This window comes from Streptomyces sp. NPDC093510 (genome assembly GCF_040683555.1).
In the GTDB taxonomy this organism is placed as follows: Bacteria; Actinomycetota; Actinomycetes; order Streptomycetales; family Streptomycetaceae; genus Streptomyces.
Genome location: NZ_JBFBEE010000015.1, coordinates 70579 through 90536 on the forward strand (window position 1 = coordinate 70579; position 19958 = coordinate 90536).

General features: G+C 68.0%; 18 protein-coding genes. 10 read left to right on the top strand and 8 right to left on the bottom strand.

Annotation, left to right across the window (positions count from 1 at the left end; all coding sequences use genetic code 11):
* Positions 1–25 precede the first annotated feature (25 nt).
* The gene (locus AB0N81_RS24490; RefSeq protein WP_365361759.1) at positions 26–1612 is read left to right on the top strand and encodes a S1 RNA-binding domain-containing protein; all 1587 of its coding nucleotides are present in this window, start codon (positions 26–28) and stop codon (positions 1610–1612) included.
* On the opposite strand, the gene AB0N81_RS24495 is transcribed toward AB0N81_RS24490, so the two are convergent.
* Positions 1613–2584, bottom strand: coding sequence for a WYL domain-containing protein (locus AB0N81_RS24495; RefSeq protein WP_365361761.1), 972 nt, complete (start codon positions 2582–2584; stop codon positions 1613–1615). It abuts the gene before it with no gap.
* 115 nt (positions 2585–2699) lie between these two features.
* On the opposite strand from AB0N81_RS24495, the gene AB0N81_RS24500 reads away from it, so the two are divergent.
* Positions 2700–3095 (top strand): RidA family protein, encoded by a 396-nt coding sequence (locus AB0N81_RS24500; protein ID WP_365362068.1) that lies wholly within the window; start codon positions 2700–2702, stop codon positions 3093–3095.
* Between the two features lie 15 nt (positions 3096–3110).
* Here AB0N81_RS24500 and dnaB read toward each other — a convergent pair whose 3' ends face one another.
* Positions 3111–4586, bottom strand: a complete 1476-nt coding sequence (gene dnaB, locus AB0N81_RS24505) for a replicative DNA helicase (protein WP_365361763.1) — start codon at positions 4584–4586, stop codon at positions 3111–3113.
* Positions 4587–5046: 460 nt separating this feature from the next.
* Here dnaB and AB0N81_RS24510 point away from each other — a divergent pair, with 460 nt between their 5' ends.
* Positions 5047–6384, top strand: a complete 1338-nt coding sequence (locus AB0N81_RS24510) for an MATE family efflux transporter (RefSeq protein WP_365361765.1) — start codon at positions 5047–5049, stop codon at positions 6382–6384.
* Between the two features lie 103 nt (positions 6385–6487).
* On the opposite strand, the gene rplI is transcribed toward AB0N81_RS24510, so the two are convergent.
* From rplI to rpsF, 4 genes are all read right to left on the bottom strand, one after another.
* A complete protein-coding gene (rplI, locus tag AB0N81_RS24515) occupies positions 6488–6934 on the bottom strand; it encodes a 50S ribosomal protein L9 (protein ID WP_365361767.1) in 447 nt (148 codons plus the stop codon).
* An 18-nt stretch (positions 6935–6952) separates the two neighbouring features.
* A complete protein-coding gene (gene rpsR / locus AB0N81_RS24520; protein WP_003949403.1) occupies positions 6953–7189 on the bottom strand; it encodes a 30S ribosomal protein S18 in 237 nt (78 codons plus the stop codon).
* A gap of 88 nt (positions 7190–7277) precedes the next feature.
* Positions 7278–7880, bottom strand: a complete 603-nt coding sequence (locus AB0N81_RS24525; RefSeq protein WP_365361769.1) for a single-stranded DNA-binding protein — start codon at positions 7878–7880, stop codon at positions 7278–7280.
* 78 nt (positions 7881–7958) lie between these two features.
* Positions 7959–8249 carry a 30S ribosomal protein S6 gene (gene rpsF, locus AB0N81_RS24530; RefSeq protein WP_016644628.1) on the bottom strand — a complete coding sequence of 97 codons (291 nt, stop codon included), beginning with the start codon at positions 8247–8249 and terminating at the stop codon, positions 7959–7961.
* A 266-nt stretch (positions 8250–8515) separates the two neighbouring features.
* Here rpsF and AB0N81_RS24535 point away from each other — a divergent pair, with 266 nt between their 5' ends.
* The 3 genes from AB0N81_RS24535 to AB0N81_RS24545 all read left to right on the top strand — a co-directional run bounded on the left by AB0N81_RS24535 (position 8516) and on the right by AB0N81_RS24545 (position 11197).
* On the top strand, positions 8516–8830 hold the full coding sequence (locus AB0N81_RS24535; RefSeq protein ID WP_365361771.1) for a hypothetical protein: 315 nt from the start codon (positions 8516–8518) through the stop codon (positions 8828–8830).
* Positions 8831–8977: 147 nt separating this feature from the next.
* Complete coding sequence (locus AB0N81_RS24540; protein ID WP_125513930.1) at positions 8978–10099, top strand: peptidoglycan bridge formation glycyltransferase FemA/FemB family protein; 1122 nt, start codon at positions 8978–8980, stop codon at positions 10097–10099.
* A gap of 66 nt (positions 10100–10165) precedes the next feature.
* Positions 10166–11197, top strand: a complete 1032-nt coding sequence (locus tag AB0N81_RS24545) for an alanine racemase (protein ID WP_365361773.1) — start codon at positions 10166–10168, stop codon at positions 11195–11197.
* 107 nt (positions 11198–11304) lie between these two features.
* On the opposite strand, the gene AB0N81_RS24550 is transcribed toward AB0N81_RS24545, so the two are convergent.
* Positions 11305–12831 (bottom strand): glycosyltransferase 87 family protein, encoded by a 1527-nt coding sequence (locus tag AB0N81_RS24550; protein WP_365361775.1) that lies wholly within the window; start codon positions 12829–12831, stop codon positions 11305–11307.
* Positions 12832–12966: 135 nt separating this feature from the next.
* Positions 12967–15744, bottom strand: coding sequence for a transglycosylase domain-containing protein (locus tag AB0N81_RS24555; RefSeq protein WP_365361777.1), 2778 nt, complete (start codon positions 15742–15744; stop codon positions 12967–12969).
* A 373-nt stretch (positions 15745–16117) separates the two neighbouring features.
* Between AB0N81_RS24555 and AB0N81_RS24560 the strand changes: the two genes are divergently transcribed.
* From AB0N81_RS24560 to AB0N81_RS24575, 4 genes are all read left to right on the top strand, one after another.
* On the top strand, positions 16118–16804 hold the full coding sequence (locus tag AB0N81_RS24560) for a helix-turn-helix transcriptional regulator (RefSeq protein ID WP_365361779.1): 687 nt from the start codon (positions 16118–16120) through the stop codon (positions 16802–16804).
* Positions 16805–16863: 59 nt separating this feature from the next.
* Entirely contained in the window at positions 16864–17946 is a 1083-nt protein-coding gene (locus AB0N81_RS24565) for an inositol-3-phosphate synthase (RefSeq protein ID WP_365361781.1), read from the top strand.
* A gap of 79 nt (positions 17947–18025) precedes the next feature.
* Positions 18026–19294: an MFS transporter gene (locus AB0N81_RS24570; protein ID WP_365361783.1), complete on the top strand. Its 1269-nt coding sequence runs from the start codon at positions 18026–18028 to the stop codon at positions 19292–19294.
* 114 nt (positions 19295–19408) lie between these two features.
* Positions 19409–19891, top strand: coding sequence for a hypothetical protein (locus AB0N81_RS24575; protein WP_365361785.1), 483 nt, complete (start codon positions 19409–19411; stop codon positions 19889–19891).
* Positions 19892–19958: the final 67 nt, after the last annotated feature.

The following is a 19958-nucleotide window of genomic DNA, read 5'->3' on the forward strand; positions in this document are numbered from 1 at the left end:
ATCTGAGTGCCGCGGGGCCGGCCCCATGCCGCAAGATGGCGACGTGCAGCTCCCCTACGTCTACCGCGTCACCAAATACGACCCTGCCGACCGCGACGAACACGGGCACTACACCGGTGCCGAGGACAGCGTCAGTGATCACGGCGTGCTGGAGAATGCCTACCTGCAAGCGGTCGAGGCGTTCGCTGCGGAAGCCGGAATCGACCGACTGTCCGTACGCGAGCCGCAGGTCCCCTCCCTCGCGCATTTCGGTACCGGCCGCCCCCAGGACGACTTCGGACTCGCCGCGCTTTTCCCGACCGGCCTCGCCGGTTTCCACGACGGAGCGGACGTTCCGCTCGCTGTCGGCCTGGAACTGACGCGGCTCATGCTCCGCGAGTCGGGTGCCTGGTGCCGCCTGGAGTGGGAGGACGCGTTCGCCGTGCATGTCGGATGGGACCAGTACCTCTACGTCGGCAGCAGGCGGCCCGGCGGGCGAGCACTGGCCCGCACCCGTGCGCTGGGACTCTTCCCGGAACGTCTGGACGCCTCCCCGTACGCCATGGAGACCAGCGACGAAGACATCGTCCGGCCGGGTGACGACGCATTCTGGGCCGGTGTGCACTGGGCGGTCGCCTCCGGTCGCGCCGGGGCCTTGGAGGAGACGTACCTCGAAGGCGCCACGCGATGGCACCGGCTCACCCGCGACACCGTCGACGCGGTGCGCTCCCGGATCGCTCCCCGCGCCCGCCTGGCCGTATGGCCGCACCTGTCGTCGGACACGGCCGCGGTCCTCGACGCGCTCCCCGCGGAGGGCCTCGTCGAAGGGGTGTGGGAAGACGAGAGCGGCCGTATCCGCAGCGCGATCGCCGACGAGACCGAGTTCCCCCAGCTGACCGCCCGAATATCAGGTGCCGTTGCGGCGATGCTTCTGTCCGGGTACGCCGACACCGATACGGCCACGGATACCGACGCCCACGCCCTCGCTTGCGTGCCCCTGTTCACCGCCGTCATGCCCGACAGCGACGGCGTGCTCCGCGCCCGCTGGCGGCCCGAGCCCACAGCGAGCGACCGGAACTGGGACTTCATCAGGACACTCCGCCGAGGCGACATCATCAGTGGCACGGTGATCCAAACCGCTGACTTCGGCGTCACGTTCGTGGACATCGGGGGCCCCGACGGGAGCGGTAGCGGCAAAAGCGGCGGCGGCTTCGCAGCGATCATCAACATCCCCGAGCTGTCGTGGCGCCCCCTCAGCCACCCCTCCGACGTCGTCTCCGTCGGTCAGGTGATCGACACCGAGATCCTCGACATCGACCTGGTACGCGAACGCGTGTCCTTGTCCCTCAAGGCCCTCCACGAAGACCCCCTGCCCTTGCTGGCCGAGCAGACAGGCCGAACGATCGTCGGCCAGGTCACCAAAGTCATCCCCTTCGGTGTGTTCGTACGCATCGAGGACAGGGACGACGGCCTAGAGGGCCTGGTGCACAACTCCGAACTCTCCGCCGCACGTCCGGACACCCCTCAGCCCGCCCTCCAGGTCGGCGACAGCCTCCTGGTCAAGATCCTCGACGTGGACCCGACCCGGCGCCGCATCACCCTCTCGCACCGCCAGGCCGTCGAGACGACGTGACTACGGCTCTGCGTAGCACGTGACCATCGCGGCGGCACGGTCACGTAGGGAGGCGCGCAACGACTGCGGGGCCAGGGCTTCCGCGTCCGCGCCGAGCTGCCACAGCGCCCACTCGGCGTGTCGTGAGTCCTGGAAGGTCACCTCCAGCCGCAGCCGGCCGTCACCGTCGGGCTCCTCCGCACGGACGGCCAGCGCGGTGTCCAGCAACTCCTCGCGCCGCGCCGGGTTCACCCTGACTCGTACGGTGATGTGGTCGCCGCCGGAGAGAAACTGCGCGGAGCGTTCCCGCCAGATCCGGTCCAGGTCGACCTGGACCGGTCGCTGCGCCGTTTCGGGAAGTTCCTCGGCGGCCAGCACCCGCGACAGCCGGTAGGTGCGGTCCGCGCCCGCTCTCGTGGCCAGCAAGTAGGCCCGGTCGCGCACGGTGACCAGGCCGATCGGGTCCACCGTGCGCCACTGCGGTGTCTGATCCGTGGCCTCGTAATGGATGCGCAGCCTGTGCCCGGCGAGCACCGCCCGCCGAACCTCGATCATCGTGGCGTCGGGTACCTCCTCGGCGACCAGCCGGCGTGAGAGCAGGTCGGTCTCCGGGTCGACGAGGAACCGCTGAACCGCGTCGCTCGCGGTGGCCCGATGGCTTTCGGGCAGTGCGTCGACCACCTTCCGCATGGCCGAGGCGAGCGCCGAGCCGAGGCCGAACACCTGCTCGCCGCGCCCGGACCCAGCCGTCAGCAGGGCAAGGGCCTCGTCGTGGTTCAGTCCGGTGAGCTCGGTCCGGAAACCGGGCGACAACGCGAAACCGCCGTGCCGACCACGTTCGGCGTAGACCGGGACGCCGGCCGCGGACAGCGCCTCGATGTCACGCAGCACGGTGCGCGTGGACACCTCCAGCTCCCGGGCGAGCGTGTCCGCTGTCAGCCGACCGCGCTGACGCAGGAGCAGGACCAGTGAGACCAACCGGTCGGCGCGCATGCGGGAACTTTATCGAAATACATGACCAAGGATGTCGTGATTCGCTGCGACGCTCGTCAACGCGACAACCGATATGGCACGAAGTCCGAATGAAGCGAATGGAGCTGACGTGGCGATGGAGCGAACGGCGGTCAACCCGGTGAAGTGGTCGGTGGAGATGGGGTTCAACCAGGGTGAGCTCGTGTCCGGCCACACCCGGACCCTGTACATCTCGGGGCAGACGGCGATGAGCGGCGACGGCGAGCCTCGGCACGACGGTGACATGGCAGCGCAGTTGGCGCTGAGCATCGACAACCTGGAGGCCGTGCTCGGCGAGGCCGACATGTCTCCCGAGAACCTCGTCCGGCTCAACGTCTACACGACCGACGTCGATCTGCTCCTCCAGCACTACGGCGTGCTGGCAGCCCGGCTGGGAGCTGCCGGGGTGGCGCCGACCACCACGATGCTCGGAGTGACGCGACTGGCCATCCCCGGCCAGCTGGTCGAGCTCGAGGGAACCGCCGTCGCGTGACGCGGGCCCCCGGGATCAGGTTTGCGCCATGTCCACGAAGCGCGAGTAATGGCCCTGGAAGGCGACCGTGATCGTTGCCGTGGGGCCGTTACGGTGCTTGCCCACGATGATGTCCGCCTCGCCCGCGCGAGGTGATTCCTTCTCGTACGCGTCTTCGCGGTGCAGCAGGATCACCATGTCCGCGTCCTGCTCGATCGAACCGGATTCACGCAGGTCGGAGACCATCGGCTTCTTGTCGGTGCGCTGCTCGGGACCACGGTTCAGCTGCGAGAGCGCGATCACCGGCAACTCCAGCTCCTTGGCCAGGAGCTTCAGGTTTCGCGACATGTCCGAGACTTCCTGCTGGCGGCTCTCGGACCGCTTGGAACCGCCCGACTGCATCAGCTGCAGATAGTCGATGACGACGAGCTTCAGGTCGTTCCGCTGCTTGAGGCGGCGGCACTTGGCGCGGATCTCCATCATCGACAGGTTCGGGGAGTCGTCGATGTAGAGCGGGGCGGCCGAGACGTCCGGCATGCGCCGGGCGAGGCGCGTCCAGTCCTCGTCGGTCATCGTGCCGGAGCGCATGTGGTGCAGGGCCACGCGCGCCTCGGCGGACAGCAGACGCATCGCGATCTCGTTGCGCCCCATTTCGAGCGAGAAGATCACGCTCGGCATGTTGTGCTTGATCGAGCAGGCGCGCGCGAAGTCGAGGGCGAGCGTCGACTTACCCATGGCGGGACGGGCGGCGATGATGATCATCTGGCCCGGGTGCAGGCCGTTGGTGAGCTGGTCGAGGTCGGTGAAGCCGGTCGGCACACCGGTCATCTCCCCCGAGCGCGAGCCGATCGCCTCGATCTCGTCGAGGGCACCCTCCATGATGTCGCCGAGCGGCAGGTAGTCCTCGGTGGTGCGCTGCTCGGTGACCGCGTAGATCTCGGCCTGGGCGCTGTTGACGATCTCGTCGACGTCGCCGTCGGCCGCGTATCCCATCTGGGTGATGCGCGTACCGGCCTCGACGAGGCGGCGCAGCACCGCACGCTCGTGGACGATCTCCGCGTAGTACTCGGCGTTCGCAGCGGTCGGAACCGTCTGGACCAGCGTGTGCAGATACGATGCGCCGCCGACCTTGGTGATCTCACCACGCTTGGTGAGCTCGGCCGCCACGGTGATCGGGTCGGCCGGCTCGCCCTTCGCGTACAGGTCGAGGATCGAGGCGTAGATCGTCTCGTGCGCCGGCCGGTAGAAGTCGTGGCCCTTGAGGACCTCGACGACATCGGCGATCGCGTCCTTGGAGAGCAGCATGCCGCCGAGCACCGACTGCTCCGCGTCGAGATCCTGCGGGGGAACGCGCTCGAACGACGAACCTCCGCCGTCCCAGCCGCCCTCACGGCCGCGGTCGTGCTGCTCGTCACGGCCCCGGCCTCCGTCGCGGCGCTGGCGGGAGACGGGCAGACGGTCACTGGGACCGCTGTCGGCCCAGGGGTCGTCCAAAGGCTCGGAGATACTCACCGGGCCACCTCCTCCCGTCCGCCGCGCGGACCTCGCCGTGCCCCTCTTTCGTACGGCACGACACTGACAAATACGGGGGCCCAACTCCGGTTCTGACGCGTCGGTTTTCCCGGGTTTCCGAGGCCGTACGACGAGGCGGGCGCCGGACCACGGTAGGCCCGCGGGCACCGTCAGCCAATCTGGTTATCCACAGGCGGTGTGGATGACGGGCCCGATGCTGTGGAGAACTCCGCGAAACCTGTGCACGGCCCGGTGGACAGCCCTGTGAACAAGCACTCAGCGAGTTCTTAAAATGCCGCTTGACCTGCACTTTTCCCATCCACCGGCTGTGCAGAAGAAAAACTTTCCCGGTCGGACCAAGATCGTTGCAAAACACGCCGGACGACGCGCCGAGAGCCAGGCGAAGTAAGGGTCTAAAGAACGTTGCATCTCTTACCTGTGGAAGATTAGATTGGTGCCCATGACACAGGCTCCCGCGGCGCCCAAGGCCGCTCGGCGACGGCACGACCGAGAGATCATCGCGCTCGCCGTCCCCGCGTTCGGCGCACTCGTCGCCGAGCCCCTCTTCGTGCTCGCCGACAGCGCCATCGTCGGGCACCTCGGCACCGCCCAGCTCGCCGGCCTCGGCGTCGCCTCGGCGCTCCTCACCACCGCGGTGAGCATCTTCGTCTTCCTCGCGTACGCCACCACGGGCGCCGTCGCCCGCAGGGTGGGCGCGGGAGATCTCCCGGCCGCCATCCGGCAGGGCATGGACGGCATCTGGCTCGCCCTGCTCCTCGGAGCCGTCGTCATCGCCGTCGTCCTGCCCACCGCACCGGCCCTCGTGGACCTCTTCGGCGCCTCGGACACCGCGGCCCCGTACGCCATCACATACCTGCGGATCTCCTCGCTCGGCATCCCCGCCATGCTCGTCGTGCTCGCCGCGACAGGCGTGCTCCGCGGCCTTCAGGACACCAAGACCCCGCTGTACGTCGCGATCGGCGGCTTCGTCGCCAACGCCGTCCTCAACGTCGCCCTGGTCTACGGCGCCGACCTCGGCATCGCCGGCTCCGCATGGGGAACCGTCATCGCCCAGTGCGGCATGGCCGCCGTGTACCTCTTCGTCGTCATCCGTGGCGCCAGGCAGCACGGCGCCTCGCTGCGCCCCGATGCCGCCGGAATCCGGGCCTGTGCACAAGCCGGCGCACCGCTCCTGGTCCGCACGCTCTCGCTGCGGGCCATCCTGATGATCGCGACCGCCGTGGCGGCCCGTCTCGGCGACTCCGACATCGCCGCCCACCAGATCGTTCTGTCCCTGTGGAGTTTGCTGGCTTTCGCGCTCGATGCCATCGCGATCGCCGGACAGGCGATCATCGGACGCTACCTGGGCGCCGACGATCCGGACGGCGCCCGTGCCGTCTGCCGACGGATGGTGCAGTGGGGCATCGCCTCGGGCGTCGTACTCGGTCTGCTGGTCGTCCTCGCACGGCCGCTGTTCATCCCGCTCTTCACCAGCGATGGCGCCGTCCATGACGCGGCGCTGCCCGCCCTCGCGGTAGTCGCTCTCGCTCAGCCGATCTGCGGCATCGTCTTCGTCCTCGACGGCGTCCTGATGGGCGCGGGCGACGGACCGTACCTCGCCAAGGCGATGATCGTCACGCTGGCGGTCTTCACCCCCGTCGCCCTGCTCGTACCGACTTTCGGCGGCGGTCTGACCGCGCTGTGGGGAGCGATGACGCTGATGATGGCGGTACGAATGGTGACTCTGTGGCTGCGTTCCCGCTCCGGCCACTGGATCGTCACGGGCGCCACGCGCTGAACGTTTCACGTGAAACAGCCCGAGCACTCTCTCGTGAAGCACGCTGGGCCGCACCCCGAGGGGTACGGCCCAACGATTGCTTCAGCTCTGCCAAGCGCAGTGCTTAGGCGGAGACGACCTCGACGTTGACCTTCGCGGCAACCTCGGGGTGCAGACGCACGGACGTCGCGTGGGCGCCCAGCGTCTTGATCGGCGAGCCCAGCTCGACGCGGCGCTTGTCGACCTTCGGACCACCGGCAGCCTCGATCGCCGAAGCGATGTCGGCCGGGGTGACGGAACCGAAGAGACGACCGGCGTCGCCGGAGCGGACGGCCAGGCGGACCTTGACGCCCTCGAGCTGGGCCTTGATCTCGTTGGCCTGCTCGATGGTCGCGATCTCGTGGATCTTGCGAGCACGACGGATCTGCGCGACGTCCTTCTCGCCACCCTTGGTCCAGCGGATCGCGAAGTTCCGCGGGATCAGGTAGTTGCGGGCGTAGCCGTCCTTGACGTCTACGACCTCGCCGGCGGCACCGAGGCCGGAGACCTCGTGGGTGAGGATGATCTTCATTAGTCGGTCACCCTTCCCTTATCGCGCGGTGGACGTGTAGGGCAGCAGCGCCATCTCACGGCTGTTCTTCACGGCCGTGGCGACGTCACGCTGGTGCTGCGTGCAGTTGCCGGTCACGCGGCGGGCACGGATCTTGCCGCGGTCGGAAATGAACTTCCGCAGCATGTTCGTGTCCTTGTAGTCCACGTACGTGACCTTGTCCTTGCAGAAAGCGCAGACCTTCTTCTTAGGCTTGCGCACAGGCGGCTTCGCCATGGTGTTTCTCCTGTGTGATCAAGAAGTGGGGTTACGGCCCACCCTCGGCCCGGAGGCCTGAAAGCCCTGAGGACCCAGGCCCTGAGGCTTAGAAGGGGGGCTCGTCCGAGTAGCCGCCACCGGAGCCGCCGGAGCTTCCGCCCCAGCCGCCACCGCCGCCGCCCTGCTGCTGGCCGCCGCCGGCCGGCGCACCGGTCGCCCAGGGGTCGTCGGCGGGAGCACCGCCGCCACCCTGCGGCTGACCGCCGCCGGAGCTTCCGCCCCAGCCGCCGCCACCCTGCTGGCCGCCGCCACCGCCGCCGCCGTAACCGCCCTGGCCGCCTCGACCGGTGGTCTTGGTGACCTTGGCCGTGGCGTTCTTCAGGCTGGCGCCGACTTCCTCGACGTCCAGCTCGTAGACCGTGCGCTTGATGCCCTCACGGTCCTCGTAGGACCGCTGCTTCAGCCGGCCCTGCACGATGACGCGCATGCCTCGCTGGAGCGACTCCGCGACGTTCTCCGCCGCCTGACGCCAGACCGAGCAGGTCAGGAACAGGCCTTCGCCGTCCTTCCACTCATTGGTCTGCTTGTCAAAGATGCGGGGGGTGGACGCGACACGGAACTTCGCGACCGCCGCACCGGAGGGGGTGAAGCGCAGCTCGGGGTCGTCGACAAGATTGCCGACGACCGTGATGACGGTCTCGCCTGCCATGGGGGAACCTCTCGGCGGGTTTGCTGCTGGCTGCTTGTTGCTGCTACTCGATTCCCGGGTGCTGCTGAGCTAGAGAGCTCAGTGCATCTCGGGACGGAGGACCTTGGTCCGGAGGACCGACTCGTTCAGGTTCATCTGTCGGTCGAGCTCCTTGACGACCGCAGGCTCGGCCTGCAGGTCGATGACCGAGTAGATGCCCTCGGGCTTCTTCTTGATCTCGTAGGACAGACGACGACGGCCCCAGGTGTCGACCTTCTCGACCTTTCCGTTGCCCTCACGGACGACGGAGAGGAAGTTCTCGATCAGCGGGGAGACAGCGCGCTCCTCGAGATCGGGGTCGAGGATGACCATCACTTCGTAGTGACGCATGTGGAACCCACCTCCTTTGGACTCAGCGGCCACGGTCGTTCCGTGGCAGGAGGGTCGTGATGCGTACGCAACGGTATCGGCCGCCACTGACAATCGGCTCCCGCGAGCGGGGGCTCATGCTGTGGCCAGGGCAGACACCGGTGCAGACGGTACAGAGTACCCGCACCGAGGCTTCCGGTTGAAATCCGGCGGGGGACGGGCAGAATCTGTACACATCGGGTGTGTATGGCGCTACGATGCGCCGCCTTCCGCAGGAGGTGCCTCACATGGCACAAGCAATGCGACCGAACACCGCCACGTCCCTCTTCGCCACGGACGGCAAGTCCCATCCGCTCCAGGACACGCTGGTCGGCGTGACCCTGGTGCTCGGGGTGATCGCCTTCGTGACGGCGATGTTCCACAACCTCCATCTGATCAGCTCGTGGACCGGCCTGGTCGGCATCGCCACCGGTGCGTACGGCCAGCTCATCTCGGCGACGACCAGGGAACGCTTCGGTCTGATCCTGGGCCTCGGCGCTTCGGCGATCGGGTTCTTCCTGGGCATGGCCCACGGCGGACTCTTCGGCGGAATCGTCGGCTGACGGCCTCGCGGCACCCCGGCCGCGCCGAGCGGCCGGGGCCCTAGTTCCGTACGCCCAGACGGGGCGCTCGCAGGGCGCAGTAGGCTTCGGCGCGAGAGCCGGAGCCCCTGTACCCATGGGGACACACCAGCCCGAGGAGCGCCCCGAATGAGTCTGACCCTGAGGACCATCAGTCGCGAGCAGCATCTGGCGTATATCCAGACACTGCCGTCGGCGAGTCATTGCCAGGTCCCGGCATGGGCTGACGTGAAGAGCGAATGGCGCTCGGAGAACCTGGGTTGGTTCGACGACAGGACCGGCCAGCTCGTCGGTGCCGGCCTGGTGCTCTACCGACAGCTGCCCAAGCTGAAGCGTTATCTCGCGTACCTGCCCGAGGGCCCGGTGATCAACTGGTACGCCCCGAACCTCGACGAGTGGCTGCAGCCGATGCTGGCGCATCTGAAGCAGCAGGGCGCCTTCTCCGTGAAGATGGGTCCGCCGGTCGTGATCCGTCGCTGGGACGCTCCGGCGATCAAGGCGGGCATCCAGAACCCGGACGTGAAGCGGCTGCGGGACGTCGAGGCCACGTACATCGAGCCGCGCGCCTTCGAGGTCTCCGACCGGCTGCGCCGGATGGGCTGGCAGCAGGGCGAGGACGGCGGCGCCGGCTTCGGCGACGTACAGCCCCGCTTCGTCTTCCAGGTGCCGCTGGCCAACCGCTCCCTGGACGAGGTCCAGAAGGGCTTCAACCAGCTCTGGCGGCGCAACATCAAGAAGGCCGAGAAAGCGGGCGTCGAGGTCGTCCAGGGCGGCTACCAGGACCTCGCCGAGTGGCAGCGCCTCTACGAGATCACGGCCATCCGCGACAAGTTCCGCCCGCGGCCGCTCGGCTACTTCCAGCAGATGTGGCAGGCCCTCAACTCCGAGGACCCCAACCGCATGCGGCTGTACTTCGCGCGGCACAACGGCGTGAACCTGTCGGCCGCGACGATGCTCGTCGTCGGCGGGCACGTCTGGTACTCCTACGGCGCCTCGGACAACATCGGGCGCGAGGTCAGGCCCTCGAACGCGATGCAGTGGCGGATGCTGCGCGACGCGTACGCCATGGGTGCCACCGTCTACGACCTGCGCGGCATCTCCGACTCGCTGGACGAGACCGACCACCTCTTCGGTCTGATCCAGTTCAAGGTCGGCACCGGCGGTGAGGCCGCCGAGTACATCGGCGAGTGGGACTTCCCGCTCAACAAGCTGCTGCACAAGGCGCTCGACATCTACATGTCGCGCCGCTGATCCCGCACAATTTCCTTCCATAACTCTGATACACCGCAGACACGAGAAAGGTGACGGGATCCAGCCATGGCGCTCACGCTCTATGTCGACACCGCGCGCTGGCGGGCACACCAGAAGCACCTGCTGGAGCAGTTCCCGGGCATCGTCCCGGTCTGCAAGGGCAACGGCTACGGCTTCGGTCATGAGCGCCTCGCCGAGGAGGCCACGCGTTTCGGCTCCGACATCCTGGCCGTGGGCACCACCTACGAAGCCGCCCGGATCAAGGACTGGTTCAGCGGCGACCTGCTGGTCCTGACCCCGTTCCGGCGGGGCGAGGAGCCCGTGCCGCTGCCCGACCGCGTCATCCGCTCCGTGTCGTCGCTCGACGGCGTACACGGCCTTGTGGGCGCCCGCGTCGTCATCGAGGTCATGTCCTCGATGAAGCGCCACGGCGTCACCGAGCAGGAGCTTCCGCAGCTGCACGCGGCCATCGAGGACGTACGTCTCGAAGGCTTCGCGATCCACCTGCCGCTGGACCGCACCGACGGCTCGGACGCCGTCGAGGAGGTCATCGGCTGGATGGACCGTCTGCGCGCCGCCCGCCTGCCGCTGCACACGATGTTCGTCAGCCATCTCAAGGCCGGTGAACTCGCCCGGCTGCAGCAGCAGTTCCCGCAGACCCGCTTCCGTGCCCGCATCGGCACGAAACTCTGGCTGGGCGACCACGAGGCCACCGAGTACCGCGGCGCCGTCCTGGACGTCACCGCCGTCGCGAAGGGCGACCGCTTCGGCTACCGCCAGCAGAAGGCCGCGTCGGACGGCTGGCTGGTCGTGGTCGCCGGTGGCACCTCGCACGGTGTCGGCCTGGAGGCCCCGAAGGCGCTGCACGGCATGATGCCGCGGGCCAAGGGCGTGGCCCGCGCGGGCCTCGCGACGGTCAACCGGAACCTGTCGCCGTTCGTCTGGGCGGGCAAGCAGCGCTGGTTCGCGGAGCCGCCGCACATGCAGGTCTCGATCCTCTTCGTCCCCTCCGACGCCCCGGAGCCGAAGGTCGGCGAGGAGCTGGTGGCCCATCTGCGGCACACCACCACGCAGTTCGACCGGATCATCGACCGCTGAGGCGGATCGATCCAGCAAGCGGAAGGGCCGGTACGACGACGAGTCGTACCGGCCCTTCCGCGTACTGATCCGACTCGTGTTCGCTCAGGGTGAAACCTTCCGGTTCCTCAGTGCGACAGATCGGTGGCCGAGCCCCACTTCACGGCGGGCGCCCCGGTGGAGTGCAGCACGGTCCGCGTCGAACGGCCCGCGGCCCCCAGGACGAACACGTCCCGCGCGCCGTCCAGGACGCCCCCTGACGGGTCGTCGTCCCCGGCCCGCCGCACGGTGTCCCGCTCCGGCATCAGGATGTCGCGCACGATGACGGCACACAGGTACAGGGTGCCCAACAGGTGCACGACGATCGCCAGCTGGTATCCCTCCGTGGGCAGCCCCTTGTGGGCGTCCCCGCTCGTCGTGTACGCCAGATACAGCCAGATCCCGAGGAAGTACGCGACCTCGCACGCCTGCCAGATCAGGAAGTCGCGCCAGCGCGGCCGGGCGAGAGCGGCGAGGGGAATCAGCCACAGGACGTACTGCGGCGAGTACACCTTGTTGGTCAGGACGAACGCGGCGACCACCAGGAAGGCGAGCTGCGCGAAGCGCGGCCGACGCGGTGCGGTGAGGCCGAGCGCTCCGATGCCCAGGCAGGCGACGAGCATCAGCACCGTCGCCAGGGCGTTGACCGTGTCGGTGGTCAGCGGGGAATCCATGCGCTGGGAGAGGATCAGCCAGAAGGACCCGAAGTCGACGCCGCGCTCCTGGCTGAACGTGTAGAACTTCGACCAGCCGTCGCTCGCGAGCAGCATCACCGGCAGATTGACGAGCAGCCAGGCGCCCGCCGTGCCGAGCAGCGCGGTCCCGAACTCCCGCCATCTGCCCGCGCGCCAGCACAGAATGAGCAGCGGCCCGAGGAGCAGCACGGGATAGAGCTTCGCGGCCGTCGCAAGGCCGAGGAGCACACCGAAAGCCAGTGCACGCGAGCGTGCCCACATCAGCATCGCGGCGGCTGTGAGGGCCACGGCGAGGAGGTCCCAGTTGATGGTGGCCGTCAGCGCGAACGCCGGCGCCAGGGCGACGAGCAGCGCGTCCCAGGGGCGGCGCCGATGGGTGCGCGCGACGCACACGGCGATGACCGCCGTGCAGGCCATCAGTATCCCGGCGTTGACCATCCAGTAGATCTTTTCCTGGTGCTGGATGGAGCCACTGCCGGGTGTGACCCAGGAGGCCACTTCCATGAACACTCCGGTGAGGACCGGGTACTCGAGGTACTCCATGTCGCCGGGCAGCTTGTCGAAGTACGGCACGAGGCCGTCGGCGAAGCCACGCCCCTGATAGAGGTGCGGGATGTCGGAGTAGCACGCGTGCGTGTACTGCGAGCTCGCCCCGAAGAACCACGCGCCGTTGTAGCACGGCATCTTCTGGATCATCCCGAGTGCGAACATCCCGAGTGCGACGAGCGCGATGACGCGCACGGGAGTCCACCACGTCGCCGCGAACAGCACTCTTCGGCCGATCGGGCCCCCGATCAGCTCGCTGCCGGCCCGAGCGACCTCGTCCTCCTTCGTGGGCCGTACCGGCTCCGGCTCCTGCGTGCTCGCAGGCTCGTACGTGCTCGTGTGCGGCGTCTCCGCGCTGGGGTCTGCACTGGGCATGCCCGCCATCCTGCCGTACGCGACTGAGAACACGGAGAGGGCCGCCGCACCCATCGGTGCGACGGCCCTCGTTTCACGTGAAACATCCGCGGGGGAGTCCCGGGCGTCCCGCCGAGTCACCCCGGCGGGTACGGCTCAGCCTCGCTGCCCGGCGATGAAGCCGCCCCCGCCTCCGTTGCCGTTGCCGTTGTTGTCCCCGCCACCGGCTGGGTCGTCCGACGGTGGCGGTGACTCCCCGCCCGGTCCGCCGTCGACGCCGCCGTCAGCGGCACCGCCGTTCTCCTGACCGCCGTCGTGGTTGCAGTCCCAGTCCAGCGGCTCACAGGACTCGCCGGGGTCGGGCGTCTCCGACGGGGGCTTCGAGGACTCGGACTCCGTGGGCGTCGGGGAGGTGCTCTCCTCCGGCTCCTTCTCGGTCTCCGTCGGGGACGGCGGCGGGGGCGGAGTCTCACCGACGATCCTGCCGATCGGACCCGGCACGGGGAAGTTCTCGACAGGCTTGCCCTTGAGCGCCTGCTCCATGTAGTCCTGCCAGATCTGCGCGGGGAACGAGGCGCCGTGGATCTTCTTCTCGCCACCCGTGCCGAACATCTCGAGGAACTTGCGCTTCTTGTTGGTCTCGTCGTCATCGAGCCGGTACATGCTCACCGCCGTCGACAGCTGCGGGGTGTAGCCGACGAACCAGGCCGACTTGTTGCCGTCGGTCGTACCGGTCTTGCCGGCGACCGGACGGCCGGAGAGCTGGGCGGAAGTACCCGTGCCCTTGTCCACGACGGTCCGCAGCACGTCGGTGACGTTGTCGGCGACCTCCGCGTCGAAGGCCTGCTTGGTCTGCTTCTCGTGCTGATAGACCGTGTCGCCCTCGTGCTCGACCTCGCTGACCGAGTACGGATCGTTCTGCTTGCCGCTCGCCGCGAAGGTGGAGTACGCCCCGGCCATCCGGATCGCGCTCGGCGACGAGGTGCCGAGTGAGAAGGACGGGTAGGTGGCACCGGCCATGGAGCTGTCATCCTTGAGGCCGGCGTCCATGGCGGCCTCCTTCACCTTCTCCAGGCCGACGTCCATGCCGAGCTGCACATAGGCCGAGTTGACCGACTCCCTCATCGCCTCGCGGAGGTCGATCTGGTAGGTGGGAGGGTTGTACGACTGGTTACCGTCGTTCTTCTGGTTCCACTGCTTGCCGTCGCGGTCCGTCCAGACCTGCCCGTTGTACTTCTGGATCTTCAACTCGTTCTTGCCGCTGTACAGGCTCTTCGGGTTGACGATGGTCCGCTCGGCCTCGGCCTGCTGTTCCGCGCCGTCCGGGTCGCGCACGCCGTACTTGAACGCCGCGGCCAGCACGAACGGCTTGTACGTCGAACCGACCTGGGCACCGGTCTGGTCGGCATTGTTGGTGAAGTGCTTGGTCGCGTCCTCGCCACCGTAGATGGCCCTGATCGCGCCGTCCTTCGGGTCCACCGAGGCGCCGCCGAACTGGACGTGCGTGTCCTTCTCCGGACGCAGCTTCGGCTTGATCCTCTCCTTACGGACCTTGTTCACCGCGTCCTCGAGCTCCTCGACCTTCTCCCTCTCGAAGGTCGTGTGGATCTCGTAACCGCCCTGCTGGAGCTGCTCCGCGGTGATGTTGGTGTTCCTGATGACATAGGCCTTGGCCAGGTCCACGAGGTAACCGGTCTGTCCGGCCAGGTCCATGTTCGACCGCGGGTTCTCCAGCTTCGGGAACTTCGTGTACTTGGCCCGCTGCTCGGCGGTCAGGCGGCCGTCCTTGACCTCCTCGTCGAGGATCCACTTCCAGCGCTTCTTGGCGCGGGCGGTGTTGTCGTCCTTGTTGGCAGCGGGGTCGATCTCGGGGTAGCCGGCCGGGTCGTAGTACGTGGCGCCCTTGAGCACCGTGGCGAGGAGAGCGCACTGGCTCGGGTCCAGCTCACTGGCTTCCTTGTCGAAGTACGCCCGCGCGGCCGCCTGGATGCCGTAGGCACCGCGTCCGTAGTAGGCGGTGTTGAGGTACCCCGCCATGATCTTTTCCTTGGAGACCTGCCGGCCGACCTTTATGGAGATGAAGAGCTCTTTGAACTTCCTGGTGAACGTCTGCGACTGATCACCGAGACGCGCGTTCTTCACGTACTGCTGGGTGATGGTCGAGCCACCCTGGGTCTGCCCGCCCTTGGCCATGTTGACCAGGGCACGCGTGATGCCCATCGGGTCGACGCCCTTGTCACTCTCGAACGTCTTGTTCTCCGCCGACATGACGGCGTAGCGCATCTCCGGGGGGATGTCGTCGTAATCGATGATCTGGCGGTTGCGCTCACCACCGGTCGCGACCATCTGCTTGCCGTCGGCCCAGTAGTAGACGTTGTTCTGGGCCTTGGCCGCCTTGTCGACCTCCGGGACCTCCACCAGGGCGTACGCGATGCCGGCGACGGCCATCAGGCTGCCGAGGAAGCCGATGAACATGCCCGTGACCAGACGCCACGACGGCACCCAGCGGCGCGCGCCGCTCATGCCCGCGCGCGGATAGTCGATGAACCGCTTCTTGCGGGGAGGCTCCGCGCCACGCCCCCTGCCGCGCCCCGGTCCGCCGGACCCGCCGGAGCCGCCACCGCCACGACGGCCGCCGCCGCCCGAGCGCCCACCCCCGTCGGGCGCCCTGCGGCGGCCGCCACCCGTGCCGACGGAACCGCTGCGCTGCGCGGCACGCCGCGCCTCGGCCCGGCCGCCGTAGGGCCGGTCCCCCTCGTCAGGGGCCCCGGACCCGGACGCCCCATGGGACGGGCCGGGCGCTCCATAAGAGGGCGATCCTGTGTCGCCGCGCGGTGCCGCGCGGCGGCCCGACGGCGCTGCTGGGGCGCCGCGCCTGGCCGCGGCGCGTCCGCCGCCCTGCGGCTGCGGCGGTTTGCGACGGTGCTCGCTCATCGAACGATTACTCCTCGGGCAGGCGCAGCTGTCCACGCCTGGAAACGGCGGCTGGTTTCCGGTCCCCCCGAAGTACGGATGCGCCCGTTCCGGAACTCACCCGCACTACACCGGGGACGATGACGCTCTCATACGTCACTTGGTTCCCGGCGGCATACATGGCGCACAGACTACGCACCGTCAAAACCCTCGTAGAGCCGAAGTTCACCCCAAATCAGGCAAGTTACTTCCTACGAATCGGTGATGTGACGCCGTTCACCGTGCCCCCTCTTGTATCAACCGGATCGCCGTTCTATCGTCTCGATGTATCGAGTCGATACATCAGCTCGGCATAAAGGCCGTGCTGAGGGACCGTGGCAGACGGGAGGCGAAGATGAGCAGGCGCTCCGGCATCCTGGAATTCGCTGTGCTCGGTCTGCTCCGTGAGTCCCCGATGCACGGCTATGAGCTGCGTAAACGGCTCAATACATCGCTGGGAGTGTTCCGTGCCTTCAGCTACGGGACGCTCTACCCCTGCCTCAAGACGCTGGTCGCCAACGGCTGGTTGATCGAGGAGTCGGGCGCCGGCTCCGAAGACGCCCTGGCGGCTCCGCTCGCGGGGCGTCGCGCCAAGATCGTCTATCGGTTGACGGCGGAAGGTAAGGAGCACTTCGAGGACCTGCTCTCGCAGACCGGCCCCGACGCCTACGAGGACGAGCACTTCGCCGCCCGCTTCGCCTTCTTCGGGCAGACCTCGCGGGACGTGCGGATGCGGGTGCTCGAGGGCCGCCGCAGCCGCCTCGAAGAGCGTCTGGAGAAGATGCGCGCCTCCCTGGCCCGTACCCGGGAGCGCCTGGACGACTACACGCTCGAACTTCAGCGGCACGGCATGGAGTCCGTGGAGCGCGAAGTGCGCTGGCTGAACGAGCTCATCGAGAGCGAGCGGGCGGGGCGGGACCAGCAACGGTCCGCCCCCGGAAGCTCCGCTCAGCAGAACAGCACATCTGGGGAGTCGGCGGGCCTGCCCCGGCGGCGGGAGACCAACCCGCCGCCGGATCCGTCCGATGACCCCAATAAGTGAGACCCAGCGTTCCGCGGGGTTTCATCCCGAATACCGAGATCACACAGGGAGCAACCGGAATGGGTTCGGTTCGCGTAGCCATCGTCGGCGTGGGCAACTGCGCCGCCTCGCTGGTCCAGGGCGTCGAGTACTACAAGGACGCCGACCCGGACACGAAGGTCCCGGGCCTGATGCACGTCCAGTTCGGCGAGTATCACGTCGGTGACGTCGAGTTCGTCGCCGCCTTCGACGTCGACGCGAAGAAGGTCGGCCTCGACCTCTCGGACGCCATCGGTGCCAGCGAGAACAACACCATCAAGATCTGCGACGTGCCGAGCAAGGGCGTCACGGTCCAGCGCGGCCACACCCTCGACGGTCTGGGCAAGTACTACCGCCAGACCATCGAGGAGTCCGCCGAGGCCCCGGTCGACGTCGTCCAGATCCTCAAGGACCGCAAGGTCGACGTCCTCGTCTGCTACCTGCCCGTCGGTTCCGAGGACGCCGCGAAGTTCTACGCGCAGTGCGCCATCGACGCCAAGGTCGCGTTCGTCAACGCCCTGCCGGTCTTCATCGCCGGCACCAAGGAGTGGGCGGACAAGTTCACCGAGGCCGGTGTCCCGATCGTCGGCGACGACATCAAGTCGCAGGTCGGCGCCACCATCACGCACCGTGTGATGGCGAAGCTGTTCGAGGACCGCGGTGTCCGTCTCGAGCGCACCATGCAGCTGAACGTCGGCGGCAACATGGACTTCAAGAACATGTTGGAGCGCGACCGCCTCGAGTCGAAGAAGATCTCGAAGACGCAGTCCGTCACCTCGCAGATCCGCGACCGCGACATGGGCGCCGACAACGTCCACATCGGCCCGTCGGACTACGTCGCGTGGCTCGACGACCGCAAGTGGGCGTACGTCCGCCTCGAGGGCCGTGCCTTCGGTGACGTCCCGCTGAACCTGGAGTACAAGCTCGAGGTCTGGGACTCCCCGAACTCCGCGGGTGTCATCATCGACGCCCTGCGCGCCGCGAAGATCGCCAAGGACCGCGGTGTCGGCGGCCCGATCCTCTCCGCGTCCTCGTACTTCATGAAGTCCCCGCCGGTCCAGTACTTCGACGACGAGGCCTACGACAACGTCGAGAAGTTCATCAAGGGCGAGGTCGAGCGCTAAACAGCCCTCTCCTTGTCGCTTGTCGAGGGTCCCCGGGCATGACGCCCGGGGACCCTCCTCGTATGTGAGGGTGTGCTCCATGGCTGTCGTCGGTGATCTGCGGATACTGCTACGGCTGCGGGACTTCCGGCGGCTCCTCGCCGTACGGCTCATCTCCCAGGGGGCCGACGGCGTCTATCAGGTCGCGCTCGCCACTTATGTCGTCTTCTCACCGGAGAAGCAGGCCTCCCCGGGGGCGATCGCCTCCGCCATGGCGGTGCTGCTCCTGCCCTATTCGCTGATCGGCCCCTTCGCGGGTGTCCTGCTCGACCGCTGGCAGCGCCGCCAGGTCTTCCTGTACGGCAACCTCCTACGGGCCGCCCTGGCGTCCGTGACGGCCGTGTTGATGCTGAGCGGCGTCCCCGACTGGCTCTTCTACGTCTCGGCCCTCTGCGTCACCGCAGTCAACCGTTTCGTCCTGGCCGGGCTCTCGGCCGCGCTGCCCCGCGTGGTCGACGCCGACCGCCTGGTCATCGCCAACTCCCTCTCCCCGACCGCTGGGACGCTCGCCGCGACTCTGGGCGGCGGCCTCGCCTTCGTCGTACGTCTGGTGGGCTCCGACTCGGACGCGGCGGTGGTCCTCCTCGGGGCCGTCCTGTACCTCTGCGCGGCGCTGGCCTCGCTGCGCATGGCACGCGAACTGCTCGGCCCGGACCCGGACCCGGACCCGGACCAGGTCCAGCCACGGCTCGCAGCTGCCCTCGCGGGCACGGCACGCGGGCTGACAGCGGGCGTACGACACCTGGCGCAGCGCCCCGCGGCCGCCCGCGCGCTGGCCGCGATGACGGTCCTGCGGTTCTGTTACGGCGCGCTGACGGTCATGGTCCTGATGCTGTGCCGGTACGCCTGGACGTCGACGGAGTCCGACGGGCTCGCGCTGCTCGGCCTGGCCGTGGGGGTCTCCGGCGCGGGGTTCTTCGTGGCGGCCCTGGTGACACCGGCGGCGGTGGGTCGGCTGGAGCCCGGCGGCTGGATCGTCGCCTGTGCGGGCACGGCGGCCGTCCTCGAACCGGCGCTCGGCCTCCCCTTCGAGCCCGTCCCACTGCTCGTCGCCGCCTTCGTCCTCGGTGTGACGACCCAGGGCGCGAAGATCGCCACGGACACGGTGGTGCAGTCCTCGGTGGCCGACGGCTTCCGAGGCCGAATCTTCTCCGTTTACGACGTCCTCTTCAACGTCGCCTTCGTCGGCGCCGCCGCGGTGGCCGCGCTGGTACTGCCGCCTGACGGCCGATCGGTTCCCCTGGTCGTCGGTGTGGCTCTGCTCTACGCGGCAATTGCTGGCGCTATGGCCCGATTTGACGCGCAATAAGTGTCACATCAGTGCCACAGAGCCCCTCTGGACTTCAGAGATCCCACCACGCCCGGATAACTTACGGGCGTCGTATTCGCGCCATCGCGCTCTCGTTCGAGGGGGACTCCCAAAGTGACCACTCCGCCGCCCCAGGGCCAGGCTCCGTACCCGCCTCAGGGCCAGGCTCCGTACCCTCCCCAGGGCCAGAACCCCTATGGCCAGCCGGGCGTGACGCAGCCGTACACGCCCTACAACCAGGGCGGGCCCGTCCCCCCGCCGCCGGCCGCGCCCCGCCGCCGCGGTGGCAAGAAGCTGCTTCTGCGCATCGGCGGCTTCATCGTGGTCGCGATTCTCATAGCCGTCGGCAAGTTCGTCCTCGGCAAGAGCGACGCCGAGACCATCTCGGTCGGCAGCTGCATGCACAACGAAGGCACGCAGATCTCACCGGACCTCAAGGAAGTCGACTGCTCCTCGAGCGACTCCGAGTTCGAGGTCGTCGAGAAGTTCGACGGCACCAGCGACAGCTCGAAGTGCGAGACCGTGAAGACCTCCGAGATCGCCTACTACCAGCAGGGCAAGGGCCACGACGTCGTGCTCTGCCTGAAGAAGGCCTAGTAGGGCACCACCAAGGGGCGTTGTTTCACGGTTCGGTTTCACGTGAAACAACGCCCCTCGGCGTATC

What these genes read in the sequence shown, in the direction of transcription:
- AB0N81_RS24535 (WP_365361771.1), top strand. Translation starts at nt 8,516, where the DNA reads ATGGCACAAGCAATGCGACCGAACACCGCCACGTCCCTCTTCGCCACG.
- AB0N81_RS24555 (WP_365361777.1), bottom strand. Translation starts at nt 15,744, where the DNA reads ATGAGCGAGCACCGTCGCAAACCGCCGCAGCCGCAGGGCGGCGGACGC.
- AB0N81_RS24495 (WP_365361761.1), bottom strand. Translation starts at nt 2,584, where the DNA reads ATGCGCGCCGACCGGTTGGTCTCACTGGTCCTGCTCCTGCGTCAGCGC.
- AB0N81_RS24490 (WP_365361759.1), top strand. Translation starts at nt 26, where the DNA reads ATGCCGCAAGATGGCGACGTGCAGCTCCCCTACGTCTACCGCGTCACC.
- AB0N81_RS24510 (WP_365361765.1), top strand. Translation starts at nt 5,047, where the DNA reads ATGACACAGGCTCCCGCGGCGCCCAAGGCCGCTCGGCGACGGCACGAC.
- AB0N81_RS24540 (WP_125513930.1), top strand. Translation starts at nt 8,978, where the DNA reads ATGAGTCTGACCCTGAGGACCATCAGTCGCGAGCAGCATCTGGCGTAT.
- AB0N81_RS24570 (WP_365361783.1), top strand. Translation starts at nt 18,026, where the DNA reads ATGGCTGTCGTCGGTGATCTGCGGATACTGCTACGGCTGCGGGACTTC.
- rpsR (WP_003949403.1), bottom strand. Translation starts at nt 7,189, where the DNA reads ATGGCGAAGCCGCCTGTGCGCAAGCCTAAGAAGAAGGTCTGCGCTTTC.
- rpsF (WP_016644628.1), bottom strand. Translation starts at nt 8,249, where the DNA reads ATGCGTCACTACGAAGTGATGGTCATCCTCGACCCCGATCTCGAGGAG.
- AB0N81_RS24560 (WP_365361779.1), top strand. Translation starts at nt 16,118, where the DNA reads ATGAGCAGGCGCTCCGGCATCCTGGAATTCGCTGTGCTCGGTCTGCTC.
- AB0N81_RS24500 (WP_365362068.1), top strand. Translation starts at nt 2,700, where the DNA reads ATGGAGCGAACGGCGGTCAACCCGGTGAAGTGGTCGGTGGAGATGGGG.
- rplI (WP_365361767.1), bottom strand. Translation starts at nt 6,934, where the DNA reads ATGAAGATCATCCTCACCCACGAGGTCTCCGGCCTCGGTGCCGCCGGC.
- AB0N81_RS24545 (WP_365361773.1), top strand. Translation starts at nt 10,166, where the DNA reads ATGGCGCTCACGCTCTATGTCGACACCGCGCGCTGGCGGGCACACCAG.
- AB0N81_RS24550 (WP_365361775.1), bottom strand. Translation starts at nt 12,831, where the DNA reads ATGCCCAGTGCAGACCCCAGCGCGGAGACGCCGCACACGAGCACGTAC.
- AB0N81_RS24525 (WP_365361769.1), bottom strand. Translation starts at nt 7,880, where the DNA reads ATGGCAGGCGAGACCGTCATCACGGTCGTCGGCAATCTTGTCGACGAC.
- AB0N81_RS24565 (WP_365361781.1), top strand. Translation starts at nt 16,864, where the DNA reads ATGGGTTCGGTTCGCGTAGCCATCGTCGGCGTGGGCAACTGCGCCGCC.